General features: G+C 48.5%; 11 protein-coding genes, 1 tRNA gene and 1 rRNA gene. 11 read left to right on the top strand and 2 right to left on the bottom strand.

Going from position 1 to position 13,606, the window contains the following annotated elements; translation table 11 throughout:
- Nucleotides 1–167: 167 nt before the first annotated feature.
- The 9 genes from rrf to MJX74_RS08725 all read left to right on the top strand — a co-directional run bounded on the left by rrf (nt 168) and on the right by MJX74_RS08725 (nt 8,449).
- A 5S ribosomal RNA gene (gene rrf / locus MJX74_RS08765) occupies nt 168–282 on the top strand.
- Nucleotides 283–431: 149 nt separating this feature from the next.
- On the top strand, nt 432–2,468 hold the full coding sequence (locus tag MJX74_RS08760; RefSeq protein ID WP_240222482.1) for a S9 family peptidase: 2,037 nt from the start codon (nt 432–434) through the stop codon (nt 2,466–2,468).
- 154 nt (nt 2,469–2,622) lie between these two features.
- Nucleotides 2,623–2,699 (top strand) — tRNA-Trp (locus MJX74_RS08755).
- 9 nt (nt 2,700–2,708) lie between these two features.
- Nucleotides 2,709–3,119, top strand: coding sequence for a hypothetical protein (locus tag MJX74_RS08750; protein ID WP_240222481.1), 411 nt, complete (start codon nt 2,709–2,711; stop codon nt 3,117–3,119).
- A complete protein-coding gene (gene rimI, locus MJX74_RS08745; RefSeq protein ID WP_240222480.1) occupies nt 3,091–3,549 on the top strand; it encodes a ribosomal protein S18-alanine N-acetyltransferase in 459 nt (152 codons plus the stop codon). Before MJX74_RS08750 ends, rimI begins: the two co-directional genes overlap by 29 nt.
- A 129-nt stretch (nt 3,550–3,678) precedes the next feature.
- Nucleotides 3,679–5,265 (top strand): peptide chain release factor 3, encoded by a 1,587-nt coding sequence (gene prfC / locus MJX74_RS08740; RefSeq protein ID WP_240222479.1) that lies wholly within the window; start codon nt 3,679–3,681, stop codon nt 5,263–5,265.
- Between the two features lie 12 nt (nt 5,266–5,277).
- Complete coding sequence (gene argS, locus MJX74_RS08735) at nt 5,278–7,017, top strand: arginine--tRNA ligase (protein WP_240222478.1); 1,740 nt, start codon at nt 5,278–5,280, stop codon at nt 7,015–7,017.
- A gap of 2 nt (nt 7,018–7,019) precedes the next feature.
- Complete coding sequence (gene pdxH / locus MJX74_RS08730; RefSeq protein WP_240222477.1) at nt 7,020–7,658, top strand: pyridoxamine 5'-phosphate oxidase; 639 nt, start codon at nt 7,020–7,022, stop codon at nt 7,656–7,658.
- Nucleotides 7,649–8,449: a TatD family hydrolase gene (locus MJX74_RS08725; protein ID WP_240222476.1), complete on the top strand. Its 801-nt coding sequence runs from the start codon at nt 7,649–7,651 to the stop codon at nt 8,447–8,449. The genes pdxH and MJX74_RS08725 overlap by 10 nt, the downstream gene beginning before the upstream one ends.
- Here the strand turns inward: MJX74_RS08725 and MJX74_RS08720 are convergent.
- Nucleotides 8,429–9,031 (bottom strand): AhpA/YtjB family protein, encoded by a 603-nt coding sequence (locus tag MJX74_RS08720; RefSeq protein WP_240222475.1) that lies wholly within the window; start codon nt 9,029–9,031, stop codon nt 8,429–8,431. The two genes, MJX74_RS08725 and MJX74_RS08720, sit on opposite strands and share 21 nt — an antisense overlap.
- Before the next feature lie 71 nt (nt 9,032–9,102).
- On the opposite strand from MJX74_RS08720, the gene serB reads away from it, so the two are divergent.
- Together serB and MJX74_RS08710 are read left to right on the top strand one after the other, a co-directional pair.
- Nucleotides 9,103–10,149, top strand: coding sequence for a phosphoserine phosphatase SerB (gene serB, locus MJX74_RS21745; RefSeq protein WP_338052265.1), 1,047 nt, complete (start codon nt 9,103–9,105; stop codon nt 10,147–10,149).
- A 2-nt stretch (nt 10,150–10,151) separates the two neighbouring features.
- Entirely contained in the window at nt 10,152–11,048 is an 897-nt protein-coding gene (locus MJX74_RS08710) for an alpha/beta fold hydrolase (RefSeq protein ID WP_240222474.1), read from the top strand.
- Here MJX74_RS08710 and MJX74_RS08705 read toward each other — a convergent pair.
- The gene (locus MJX74_RS08705) at nt 11,016–13,538 is read right to left on the bottom strand and encodes a PilZ domain-containing protein (RefSeq protein WP_240222473.1); all 2,523 of its coding nucleotides are present in this window, start codon (nt 13,536–13,538) and stop codon (nt 11,016–11,018) included. The two genes, MJX74_RS08710 and MJX74_RS08705, sit on opposite strands and share 33 nt — an antisense overlap.
- Nucleotides 13,539–13,606: the final 68 nt, after the last annotated feature.

The raw sequence follows: 13,606 nt of genomic DNA, 5'->3' as shown, positions 1-13,606 counted from the left end.
GTGAGGTGTGGAAGCGCAGTGATGTGTTAAGCTAACTCATACTAATTGCCCGAGAGGCTTAACCATACAACGCCCAAGATGTTTTGCGCGAGAAGTGCATAAAGAAAGAATACAGTGTGTAAGAGCTCTATCAGCCTGCTAAGTTAAAGAACAACAAACAGTTTTTGCCTGGTGGCAATAGCGCTGTGGAACCACCTGATCCCATTCCGAACTCAGAAGTGAAACGCAGCTGCGACGATGGTAGTGTAGCATTCGCTATGCGAGAGTAGTTCACCGCCAGGCTCCCAATTAAGTAAATAAGCCTCACGCGAAAGCGTGGGGCTTTTTGCTTTTTATCTCTCAGAACTCCCACTTTGACGAAAGCGTTTAATCCGGCTCTGTTATTCGGTTAGTATCAAATGGCACCTATAACTATAAAATCGGGTACTAAGATGAATCTAAACCATACAACCAGTCGTCTGTGTTTAATCGCTACGCTGTTATTAGCAGCAAACAGTGCCGACGCGGTTGCTAAACCACTGCAATATGATGACGTATTTGAATTGGAGTTTGTGTCAGATCCACAGCCGGATGCCAAAGGCGAGCAAATTGTGTTCGTGCGCAACTGGATGGATAAACAAACCGATCGGCGCCGCATGACGTTATGGCTCAGTTCGGTCGATGGTAAAACGCTGCAAGCCTTAACTGACAAAGATATTAATGCCACCTCACCGCGTTGGGCGCCGGACAACAACCGCTTGGCCTACATCGCTAATGGCCAAATTCACATTAAATGGATCGACAGCGGGCGCACCTCACAATCAGGCCAGTTGCAGCAAAGCCCGGCGGACTTGAGTTGGTCGCCGGATGGCAAATGGCTGGCGTTTAGCATGTTTTCCCCTAAACAGGTTAAACCACCGGTAACTTTATCCGGTAAGCCGGAAAAGGCTGAATGGGCTAAAGCGCCGGTTTATATTGATAACAAGCAATACCGCGTCGACGGTGCCGGTTATCTCAAGCCAGGTTATCAACATATTTACATTATGCCTGCTGATGGCGGTTCGGCGATTAAATTAACAGAAGGTGATTTTAATCACAGTGGCGCGCTAAGCTGGGCAAACGATAGCAGTGCAGTGTATTTTTCGGCCAACCGGCATGAAAACTGGCAATCGCAGCCGGTGAATAGTGAGATCTTTCAGCTGACACTGCAAGATCGTAAGATGACCCAATTGACTGACCGTAATGGCCCCGATGCACGGCCGGCAATATCTCCCGATGGCAAGCTGATCGCTTATGTCGGTTTTGATGATCGCAAGCTGGCACATCAGGCTAATCGTTTATATGTAATGAACACAGATGGCAGCAATATCCGTAACCTGACCGAAGACTTGGATCGCTCAGTCAGCGATTTTCAATGGCTACCAAACAGTAAAGCGTTGTATATCTCTTATGACAGCGAAGGCAAAGGCATATTGGCGGAACAACCTTTATCAGGCAAACGCAGTGTACTGACAGATGACCTGGGTGGCGGCTCTTACAGCCGGCCTTATAGCGGTGGCCAATTTGCCGCGGCCGGCAATGGTCTGATTGCCTATACCCAAATGAATACGCAAAAACCCGCAGAGTTGGCTGTTATCGCTAAGCGTAAAAAACAAACTGTGACCGATTTGAATGCCGATCTGCTGTTTGCCAACGATATCGGCAAGGTAGAAGAGTTTTGGTATAACTCGTCGGTAGATCAGCGCAAGTTACAGGCCTGGATTATTTACCCGCCACAGTTTGACGCCAATAAGAAATATCCGTTAATTCTTGAAATACATGGAGGCCCGCACACGGCTTATGGTCCGCATTTCGCTATGGAATTACAGCTAATGGCAGCACAGGGCTATGTGGTGCTGTATACCAACCCTCGTGGCAGTACCAGCTATGGCGAAGATTTTGCTAACCTTATTCACCATAATTACCCCAGCCAGGACTTTAATGATTTGATGGACGGCGTGGACGCGGTAATTGCCAGAGGTTTTATTAACGAAAAAGAGCAGTTTATTACCGGCGGTAGTGGTGGTGGTGTACTAACAGCCTGGACCGTAGGTCACAGTAACCGCTTCGCCGCAGCTGTTGCCGTTAAACCGGTAATTAACTGGTTTAGCTTTGTATTAAATGCCGATATGTACAGTTATTTCAGCCAGTACTGGTTTCCCGGCATGCCGTGGGAAGTGCCGGAGCATTATCTGAAATATTCGCCTATCAGTTATGTTGGTAATGTAACTACCCCGACGATGCTGATGACAGGTGAAGCGGATTACCGTACACCAATCTCCGAGACCGAGCAGTTTTATCAAGCATTGCAATTGCGCGGTATTGATACTGCCATGGTGCGGATCCCGGAAGCATCACATTCGATATACAGCCGGCCGAGTAATTTAATGGCGAAAACGGCGTACATCATCCATTGGTTTGACAAGTACCGGCAAAAAACCAGCGATTAAGCCTAAGCCAGCCCGGTAGGCAGACTGCCGGGCTTATGTTAGGCTAAGCAGCTGATTAAGCCTTGAATGCTCGTTTTGTATGCAGTTGAATGTAATAGCACAGCTTTTTGCTTTACCTTTGAGACGGCTTTTGTATAATGGCGCGACCAGCTACAGGGGCATAGTTCCAATTGGTAGAACAGCGGTCTCCAAAACCGATGGTTGGGGGTTCGAATCCCTCTGCCCCTGCCACTTTTCCTTATGACAACACTTTCTTATTCTCAGCAGCAGCTGTTAAAAGTTTTGCAAATCTCGCCGGTTAAATTAACCGACGCTTTTTCTACTCAGCCTTTGCTGACAGCAGCAAGCTCATTGACGCATCGTGAACCTTCGCCAAGCCCGGCATCAGAGAATATAGCACCCGATATCACAATACAGTTCTTAGCGCCGGAGCTTAGCCAGAAATTAGCTCAGGATATTGTTGCGGCATTAGCCGATGGGCTGAACTGGCAAATTGATCCTGACACCGCGCAAAGCCAGATCCAGCAGCAACAGCTGCTGACGCCGCCGTTGTTGGTATTACAGCAACCCGAACAGAAAAAAGCCTTATGGGCGTTGCTAAGTAGCTATGTACAAGGTAGCTATGCACAAGGCAGCTATGAACAAAGTTGAGCTGTTAAGCCGTGACGATATCGTCGCGGTTTTGCGTATTGAACAAGCGGCCAATAGTTATCCGTGGACAGAAGCTGCTTTTGCCAGCAGTTTTGCCGACAGTTACTTCAGCTACAAGTTGCTGGATTACGCCGGCAATATTGTCGGGTTTTATATTGCCCAGCTGATTTTAGAGCAACTGGAGCTGTTTAATATCTGTGTTGCGCCAACGCAGCAGGGCAAAGGTTACGGCCATATATTAATGCAGCACTTTTTGAAGGAAGGTGCTGCCAGAGGCGCAACCGAAGTTTTTTTAGAGGTACGCAGCAGCAACCTCAGTGCCATAGCGTTGTATCAGCGCTATGGCTTTACGCAAACAGGCTTACGCAAAGGCTATTACGTCAGTAGTGCGGGTAAAGAAGATGCCCTGCTGATGAGTTGTACTCTGTAACACAGCAGTGCATTTGCACTCTGTGCCCGCGCCATCCAAGCTGTTATAATCGCGCGCATTATCATTTACTTTTTGGGTTTTATCCCTACACCGTAGCCGGATGCCTGCGGTAACACACTATTGGATATTATGAGCACAGATAACTTTTTAGCCGAAGTAAACAGCCGGCGCACCTTTGCGATCATCTCGCACCCCGATGCCGGTAAAACCACTATTACCGAGAAGGTATTGCTGTTCGGACATCTGATCCAAAAAGCCGGTACCGTTAAAGGTAAAAAATCCGGCCAGTATGCCACGTCCGACTGGATGGAAATGGAAAAAGAGCGCGGTATTTCAGTTACAACCTCTGTCATGCAGTTTCCGTATAACGATTGCCTGGTAAATCTGCTGGATACGCCGGGCCACGAAGACTTCTCGGAAGATACCTACCGTACTTTAACTGCGGTAGATTCCTGCCTGATGGTTATCGACGGCGCTAAGGGTGTTGAAGATCGCACCATTAAACTGATGGAAGTAACCCGCTTACGCGACACGCCCATTATCACCTTTATGAACAAAATGGACCGTGATATCCGCGACCCGGTCGATTTGTTAGATGAAGTAGAAAGCGTACTAAAAATTGCCTGTGCCCCTATTACCTGGCCTATTGCCTCGGGTAAAGAGTTTAAGGGCGTGTATCACATTTTGCGTGATGAAATTATTTTGTATAAATCTGGTATGGGCCACACCATTCAGGATGTGGATATTATCAAAGGCCTGAATAACCCTGAGCTGGATAAGCGCATCGGTTATTACGCCCAGCAACTGCGCGACGAAATGGAACTGGTGCAGGGCGCCAGCAACGAATTTGACCAAGAGCTGTTTTTAAAAGGCGAGCTAACGCCGGTATTTTTTGGTACCGCCCTGGGTAACTTTGGTGTCGATCATATGCTGGATGGCTTAACGCAGTGGGCGCCGATACCGCAATCGCGCGCTACCGATAGCCGTACAGTTGAACCCACCGAGGCAGGCTTCAGTGGTTTTGTGTTTAAAATTCAGGCCAATATGGACCCGAAACACCGCGACCGGGTAGCGTTTTTGCGCATAGTGTCGGGCAAGTACGAAAAAGGCATGAAAGTGCGCCATGTGCGTATTGGTAAAGATGTGCTGATCCCGCAGGCGCTGACCTTCTTAGCCGGCGATCGTGAGCATTTGGAAGAAGCTTACCCGGGCGACATTATCGGTTTGCATAACCACGGTACTATTAAAATTGGTGATACCTTTACCACCGGTGAAAATATGCAGTTTACCGGCATTCCTAACTTTGCGCCTGAGCTGTTCCGCCGTATCCGCTTGCGCGATCCGCTAAAGCAAAAACAGTTACTAAAAGGACTGGTACAGTTATCCGAAGAAGGTGCGGTGCAGGTATTCCGGCCACTGGATAATAACGATCTGATTGTGGGCGCTGTCGGCGTGCTGCAGTTTGATGTGGTCGTACACCGGTTAAAATCGGAATATAACGTTGATGCGCTTTATGAGTCGGTTAACGTCTCCACCGCACGCTGGGTATACAGTGATGATGGAAAAGCGCTGGACGAGTTTAAAAACAAAGCCAGCCAGAACTTAGCGCTGGATGGCGGTGATGCCTTAACCTATATCGCACCGACTATGGTCAACCTGAACCTGTCGATAGAACGTTACCCGAAAATTAAATTCCATAAAACCCGTGAACACTAACAGGCAGGCCGCATGAATATTAAGCATTTATTAACCGAAAAAACCCAAGCTGCTTTTGTCGCCCTGGGCTTACCTGCCGATACCAATGCCGCTGTTACCATAAGTACCAAGCCGGAGTTTGGTGATTATCAAATTAACGGCGCAATGGCCGCTGCCAAGCTGTTAAAAACCAATCCGCGCCAGTTGGCCGAGCAGTTAGTACAAAAGTTAGACCTTGCTGATATTGCCGATAAAGCTGAGATTGCTGGTCCGGGTTTTATTAACGTTACGCTGAACAAAAATTGGCTGACCGCGCAATTGCAACATGCCGGCGCAGACAGCCGTTTGGGCGTGTCGGCAAATACCGCACCGCAAACGGTAGTGGTGGATTACTCGGCACCGAATTTAGCCAAAGAGATGCACGTTGGCCATTTGCGCTCGACTATCATCGGTGACGCCGTAGTGCGCACGCTGGAGTTCTGGGGCGATAAGGTCATTCGCCAGAACCATATGGGCGACTGGGGTACCCAGTTCGGTATGCTGATAGCGCATCTGGAAGATAAACTGGCCGCCGGTATCGACTTAGAGCAGGTCGCGCTGGCCGATTTAGAAGACTTTTACCGTGAAGCGAAAAAACGCTTTGACGATGAAGAGGGCTTTGCCGATAAATCGCGTAACTATGTGGTGAAGCTACAAAGCGGCGACGCGCACTGCCAAAAACTGTGGCAGCTGTTTATCGATACTTCTATTAAACATAGCGATGAAGTGTATCAAAAGCTTAATGTTACCCTGACCCATGCTGATATTAAGCCGGAAAGTGCCTATAACAGCATGCTGCAGGGCATTGTCGACGATTTAAAACAGCTGGAGCTGGCCGTGGAAAGCATGGGCGCTCTGGTGGTGTTTTTAGCTGAGCTGGCTGATAAAGAGGGCAACCCGTCGCCGTTTATTATCCAAAAAACCGGTGGTGGCTTTTTGTACTCCACCACCGACTTAGCCGCCTGCCAGCATCGCAGCCATACTTTGCAGGCTGATCGGGTGATTATTTTTACCGATGCCCGCCAGGCATTGCATTTTAAACAGGTAGAACTGGTTGCCCGTAAAGCCGGCTATCTACGCGCTGCAACCACTTATGATCATTGCCCTTTTGGCACCATGATGGGCGAAGATGGCAAGCCATTTAAAACCCGTACCGGCGGTACCGTTAAACTGGCAGAACTGCTGGAAGAGGCAGTAGTGCGCGCCAAAGCTGTAGTGCAGGAAAAAGCCACTGATTTAACTGAAGCCGAAGTCGCCGAGGTAGCGCGTAAAGTCGGCATTGGCGCGGTAAAATTTGCTGATTTATCGAAAAACCGTACCAGCGACTATATTTTCAGCTGGGACGCAATGCTGAGTTTTGAAGGTGCCACAGCACCTTACCTGCAATATGCTTATACCCGGGTGCGCAGCATTTTACGCCGCGCTGAGATTAACGATGGCTTTAGCGCCACATTAAACCTGGTTGAAGAGCAGGAAAAGCAACTGGCGGTTAAATTGCTGCGGTTTGAAGAAACGCTGCAACAGGTGATAAAAGATGCCCAGCCAAACTTGCTGTGTAATTACCTGTACGAGCTGGCCAGTTTGTATATGACTTTCTACGAAGCCTGCCCGATGTTAAAAGACGGCATTGAACCGGCCGTGCGTGATAGCCGTTTAATGCTGAGTATTATTACTTCACGGATGCTGAAGCAGGGCTTAGACTTGCTGGGTATCGGAGTTATGGAGCGCATGTAAAGATGAAAATCGACGCTATTCGCCGCAGCTATGTGAAAGACAAACTGGATTTTGATAAGCTCAATACAGATCCTATCGGGCAGTTTGAATTCTGGTTAAAAGATGCCATAGCGGCAGAATTACCAGACCCTACAGCAATGTGTGTGGCCAGCGTCGACGAGCATGGCCAGCCGTCACAGCGGCTGGTGCTGTTAAAGGATGTCAGCGCTGAAGGGTTTACCTTTTACACTAACCTGGGCAGCCGTAAGGCCACTGAGCTTGCCGGCAACCCTAAGGTATGTCTGCATTTTCCCTGGCACCCGCTGGAGCGGCAGGTGATAGTGTATGGCACGGCAGAGCGGGTATCGAATACGCAGGTGATGAAGTACTTTTTATCTCGGCCCAAAGAGAGCCAGCTGGCTGCTTGGGCGTCAGAACAAAGCCGGCCGGTATCTACCCGCCAGGCACTGATGCAAAAATTTGCTGAGATAAAGCATAAATTTGACCAGGGCGAAGTGCCTTTGCCCTCATTCTGGGGCGGTTTTTTAGTGCGACCGCATAAAATTGAATTCTGGCAGGGCGGCGAGCACCGTTTGCACGACCGCTTTATGTACAGCAAGTCAGCCGATGGCAGCTGGGGTATCGAAAGGTTATGCCCATAAACGGCGATGTATTTAAGCTGTTTGATACTCATTGCCACCTCGATCTGCCCGAGCTTGCCGCTGCGCAAGCTCTTTACTGGCAACAGGCGCAGCAAGCCGGCGTTGCCGCTTTAGTTATTCCCGCCGTACAACAATCCGCCTGGCAAAACCTGCTGGATTTACACAAACAACAGCCCAACTGGCATATCGCGCTGGGTATTCACCCGTGGTGGGCGGCAGCGCACTCGCTTGATGCTGTGGCCGCACTGGATAAGCTTGTTACGGCACATAGCACTGCTATTGTTGCGGTAGGGGAGATTGGGCTGGATTTTGCGTTAGATGAAAATAGCTTTGCTATGCAGCGACAGCTGTTTATTGCGCAGCTACTACTGGCAAAACAACATAATAAGCCGGTGCTCCTGCATCATCGGAAAAGCCAGCCGCAGCTGCTGGCAGAGCTTAAACGCCAGCAGTTTGGCGGCGGTGGTATTTTGCATGCTTTTTCCGGCAGTCAGCAACAGGCGATGGCCTTTATCGATTTGGGCTTTAAGCTTGGTATCGGTGGCACTATTACCTATGAACGGGCAGAGAAAACCCGTAGAACTGTGCAAAAATTGCCGCTTGAAAGCTTTGTACTGGAAACCGATGCACCGGCCATGCCGCTGGCCGGTTTTCAGGGCGAGGTAAATACCCCGGCGCAACTGGCGTTAGTGTTTGACACCTTTTGCCAATTAAGGCCGGAGCCGCGCGGGCAGATTGCGGCGACGCTGTGGCAAAACAGCCTTAACGCATTAAGGCTTAGCGCGGCGTAAACGCAATGACTGACGAGACAAACGTGAGAAACCGCGGCGCAGCATAAAGCCAACAATACCGGCCAGCACCAGCATCGCCATTAGCTGTTGCATCATTTGCTGCCATGACAGGCTGATTGGTGTTAAAGACGCATCCAGCCGTAAACTCAGTTTAATGTAGCCTAACAATTGCTGATCTTTAGTAATGGTTTGCACCATTGCCTGTAACTGCTCTGTTTGTGTTGGCCCATACAACAGCCGCGCCGGCGCACTGCCTTCCGACCAGCTCATACGCACACCATTGGCGTCATACACCACCACATCATGTAAATACTGACTGGCAGCAATGTGCTGTGTTAGTTGCTCCAGGCCATCAAGTTGATCATTTTCTATTAAATAAGCGGCGGTGTGTGATAACGCTGTCAGCATTTCTTGCATTAACTGACTGTTTTGCTGCTGCAACAAACGCTTACCTTGCTGTTGGGTTAGCACCCAGCTATGTAATAACAGCCAGATACCAATAACAGCAATAGCAATTTGCAACAGCTTAATAGTGCTTGAAGTACTGTCCGGTATTGGGATATCGTTCTGCATATTTTCCATAAAGCGCCAGCTGAGCTAGTCGTTAATGCGCGTAGCATGCCACGGCTGTAGCGCCAAGTATAGGTAATCCAGTGTCGTTTTTTTATCAGCTCCCAGTGCCGCAGCAAGCGGCAACATCACCGGTAAAACAGCTTTCGGTTAATCAATGTTATGCCGTTAAAAGGCATGAAGAGATGTTGTTGCTGCACAGTGAGCAAAGTCTGGCGCTGCCGGATGCAGCCGAATTTGCGCTTGCACAGCCAGCAAAAGTGGCTGTGCTGCGGTTGTTTGGCGATGCTCTGAACTGGGTTGCACTAGATAACATACTGCAGTTGTGTGCTGCCGATACAGCACTGCCTTGTCGATTGTATCAGCCTCACCCCGAACTTAGCCCAGCGCTAGAGCTGGCTTTGCCCACGGCACTAACTGCAGCACAGTTGCAACAACTAAATGAGCTGGCTATAGGGTTAGATATTGAACTGGTATATCTGCCAACTGCCCCAGTGCTGGCAAAACCCGGTTTGCTGGTAATGGATATGGATTCTACCGCCATACAAATAGAATGTATTGACGAGATAGCTAAACTGGCTGGTGTAGGCGAGCAAGTAGCTGCTGTTACCGCAAGGGCAATGAATGGCGAGCTGGACTTTGCCCAAAGCCTGATTGCGCGGGTAGGGGCTTTGCAAGGCGCAGATGAAGACATCTTACGTCAGGTGCTGGATGCCGTGCCTTTGATGCCGGGGCTAACTGAGCTGGTCAACCATTTAAAAGTACATCAGTGGCAGGTTGCGATTGCCTCGGGTGGTTTTACCTATTTTACTGAAGCGTTAAAGCTGCAATTAGGCTTAACCGCTACTTTTGCTAATGTGTTGGATATCACCGACGGTAAGTTAACCGGCAAAGTGCTGGGTGATATTGTTGATGCGAATACCAAGGCGCGGGTGGTTAATGAAGTCGCCGCTGAATATACCATTGCATCAAGCCAAACCGTTGCTATCGGCGATGGTGCTAATGATATACCTATGCTTAAAGCTGCAGCGCTGGGGGTGGCTTTTCATGCCAAGCCCAAAGTGCAGGCACAGGCAAAAGCAGCTATCCGGCACGGTTCGTTATTGCAGCTGCTGTATCTGCTGGATTAAGCATGAAACATCAGCAAAGTTCGCTTTATCTGGATTTAGACAAATACCAGCTGCATTTACGCCGCTTATTACCGATGCAACAGGGCATAGCACCGATACTGATGCTGCACGGTGCTATTGAAAACGGCCGTATTTTTTATAGCCAGTCGGGTAAGGGGCTGGGTTGTTATCTGGCCGATAACGGTTTTATGGTGTACTGCGCTGATTTTGCCGGTCGTGGTTTATCAAAGCCACATGTGTCAGAAGGTTTTGCTCAAAGCCAGCAACAAATGATCACCTGCGATATCCCGGCGTTAATTGAACACGTGTACCAGTTGCATCAACAAAAAGTTATCCTGATCGCACACTCGTGGGGCGGTGTAGTTGCCGCTGCCAGCCTGGCGCGTTTTCCGCAGCTTAGCGCTAAAGTGGCTGCCAAGGTGTGTTTTGGCAGTAAAAGGGTTATCAGCGTACAAAGCCTGGAGCGCAAGCTGAAAATTAACCTGATCTGGAATAAGCTGGCACCCTGGTTGAGTAAAAAGTACGGTTATTTTCCGGCACGTAAATGGCGTTTTGGCGCCGATGATGAGCCGCAGCAGTTTTTACAGGATACCGTACAGTGGATAGCCGGCTCTGCTTTTACCGATTTAACCGATCAGTTTGATTATGGCCACAGCAGTAAAACAACGCAGTGGCCACCGGTGTGGCACTTTGCCGGCCAAAATGACCGCTTGCTGGGCCATCCGAATGATGTAAAAGCATTTATTGCTGAAACTGCACCGCGGGCACGTTTTAGCTTACTGGGCCTTGCTACGGGCTATCAGCAGGATTATGACCATATTTCTATGCTGACGCATCCCAGCGCAGTGCAGGATCATTTTGCTCAATTACGTGACTGGTTGCTTAAGCTGGAGTGTTAACTTCTGTTGCTGTTGTACTTTATGGCTAACAGGATTTACCGCAGCACCATAACGCCAGGGCACTTCTTCTGAAATATCAATTACATCTATTACGCCTGCCACACTCCATAACTCTTCTTCCAACTGTTTGGCTTTATGAATGGCGTAGGTGCTTATGTAGTTCATTTCAGCTGCAATATAATCGGTGTCAGGCCTGCCGGTGCGGGATAACGTCAGGCGAAAACAAAACAAACTGCCTTGTTGCAGCGCATCCAGCACAAATTGCTGTTTTTTCTGCTCGGAGCTGAATTCGTAATCATAGCGACAATCTGGTTCGATATTTCCGGCCGTAATATCGGCAGGCAATGCGATAAAAAGCTCGTAGCTTCTGGCGTTGTCAAAGCGCTTCATCTGTTTAAGTTGTTGCGCAAATTGCAGGCTGGCAGCGTTATTGCGCAGGATCATATTCAAATCAATACCATTACTATGCTGCTGTTGTAAATTTAGCAGCTGATAAAGGCTGTTGCTATCGCTGGCTTTAGCGACGGTATTAATTTCATAGCGAATACCTTTGCGGTGTAAAAACAGCGCAAAGCTATTTTGAGAGTTCAGGTACATATTGCGTAAGGCATGCGCCAGGCCGGGATATTTAGGGCTTTCTTCTGCCGGCGTCAGTTTGGCACGGTTGCTTTGGATCAATTGCTGGAAAAACAAACGACCGATGTGAGGCTCATCTGTCTCAGCTGCGCGCAGGTTCATAATTGTATGGCTTTTGCTTACAGCCATGACTTCATACGGCAGTTCACTGAGGCTGTGGCGGTTGCTGATCTTTTGCATATCAGGCAGGCGTAACCGCAGAATATCGCCTTTATTAAACCTTACCGGCAAGGCTGTTTCCAACTGCAAGCCTTTTGATGAAAAATCCCTGCTGTGGCCACTTAGCTCGGTCTGGCTTTGTGGATCTTTTACCATTACCGCGGTTTTATACAGATAGCGGGACTCTGAGCGCAGATTAACATATTGCACCGGTATGGCTTCGCAGGAGGCAATGCCGGGGCGTTTTTTATGACCAAACTGGGCAAGCAGTTTAAGTTGTTGCTGGTTCACTTCATAACTCTGATACCAGAGGGTGCTGTCGGTGCTGCTGATATCAGTCAGGTTCACAATATACCGTAAGTCCTGCAGCAGGCCTTTTATTAATGGTATTTGTGATGCAGGCTTTTTAACCGCGTATTGCTCGGGCACTGTTGCTGGCATTTCGGCCATAGTTGCAGCTGTGCGCAACAAGTTGCAGTGCACTATCCGCCAACTGGGTTTGCTTGCCCCAAAGCCAAGAAATAATTCTTTTAGCTGCTCAGAAGCCGCCAGTTCTTCACTGGTTGCTGAGTAGAAAAACAATTTTCCTTTCGCGGCGTGGGTAAAACAGTACAGAATGGTCGATTTTTCTTCACTACTTTGTTGCAGCAGTTGTTTCAGCCGTTTTACTGATAGCAGGCTGTCAAAAATAGCCTGATGTTGCTCATCCAGAAAATAATGCCAGATAGAGCGGTTATATTCGGTGGTCAGCGCAAACATCGGAATCGGTTGGCCGTCTTTTACAGCAATAAATACCGGCAGGCTGCCAAGACGCGGCAGGTAAAACTGCTCATAGCCTTTGGTACGCATGCTATGGCATACGCTGTCGAGGTTCACTTTATAACGGCGTTTGTTGCCGGTAATAAACTTCTGTAAAAAGTCGGCAAATTGTTGCTCATTGCCATCTTGCAAGCGTTGCAGGCGCAAATAGTGGTTCTGGCCCTGTGACTCAGTATCAACCACTTTATACATGACACCGTCTGTAAGGCCGAGCATAAACTCCTGCTCCAGGCCGGTAAAATAGAGTTTTAGTTCGGCACCGGCATCAACCTTTACCGGTTTGGTTAGTTTAACCTTGCAGCCTGATACCGATAAGTCTGATGTGCTGGCTGTTACACGCTGTTTATTCAGCTCTATTTCCACTTCAATGGCATAATTCATCCGCTCATCGCGTCGGGTGGTATAGTTGCCAAAGGAAATTATATCTGCCACTTGAGGTGGCAAATTGTCCTCTTCGTCATGATTTTTACCGCTTGCCGATTGCTGCAGGGCATTTTTTACCCGTTCTTCGGTTTCTTTACGGTGCATTACACGAAAGTTGTTTTCGGTATTACGCACTTCTTCATACAAACCAAGAGTGTAACCGCCATATTGTTTCAGGCCGTTTTCAAACACCTTAATGGCGTTATTATCCATATAGTGAGTTTTGCCTTTATATTCATAAGGTTTAACATCACCATCCACATGGCCACGTAAATCAATAAAGTAATTACAGGGCTGAGCCATGCGTTTCAGTTCCATTTTTAACAGGAACTGTTTGGATTTAGGAATATCGGACGTTAATAAACCGAACACCTGATCAAAGTCAGCTGAGTTCAGTAAGCTTTTCATGCGGTCAATAACGCCGACGTATTCCTGTAAATCTTCTGCTGTCATAATTCAGTCAGGTTAAATGCCATAATACCGGCACCTTGGGGTTATAATCTGTAGTACGCTACGTTGTT

Origin of the sequence: Rheinheimera hassiensis, from assembly GCF_022436675.1 — a bacterium.
GTDB lineage: Bacteria > Pseudomonadota > Gammaproteobacteria > Enterobacterales > Alteromonadaceae > Alishewanella > Alishewanella hassiensis.
Note: the sequence above shows the minus strand (reverse complement) of the source record. Positions and strands in the feature narration are given on the sequence as shown.

Excerpts from the sequence above, each read along its gene's own strand:
- MJX74_RS08760 (WP_240222482.1), top strand. The coding sequence starts at position 432 with ATGAATCTAAACCATACAACCAGTCGTCTGTGTTTAATCGCTACGCTG.
- MJX74_RS08750 (WP_240222481.1), top strand. The coding sequence starts at position 2,709 with ATGACAACACTTTCTTATTCTCAGCAGCAGCTGTTAAAAGTTTTGCAA.
- rimI (WP_240222480.1), top strand. The coding sequence starts at position 3,091 with ATGCACAAGGCAGCTATGAACAAAGTTGAGCTGTTAAGCCGTGACGAT.
- prfC (WP_240222479.1), top strand. The coding sequence starts at position 3,679 with ATGAGCACAGATAACTTTTTAGCCGAAGTAAACAGCCGGCGCACCTTT.
- argS (WP_240222478.1), top strand. The coding sequence starts at position 5,278 with ATGAATATTAAGCATTTATTAACCGAAAAAACCCAAGCTGCTTTTGTC.
- pdxH (WP_240222477.1), top strand. The coding sequence starts at position 7,020 with ATGAAAATCGACGCTATTCGCCGCAGCTATGTGAAAGACAAACTGGAT.
- MJX74_RS08725 (WP_240222476.1), top strand. The coding sequence starts at position 7,649 with ATGCCCATAAACGGCGATGTATTTAAGCTGTTTGATACTCATTGCCAC.
- MJX74_RS08720 (WP_240222475.1), bottom strand. The coding sequence starts at position 9,031 with ATGGAAAATATGCAGAACGATATCCCAATACCGGACAGTACTTCAAGC.
- MJX74_RS08710 (WP_240222474.1), top strand. The coding sequence starts at position 10,152 with ATGAAACATCAGCAAAGTTCGCTTTATCTGGATTTAGACAAATACCAG.
- MJX74_RS08705 (WP_240222473.1), bottom strand. The coding sequence starts at position 13,538 with ATGACAGCAGAAGATTTACAGGAATACGTCGGCGTTATTGACCGCATG.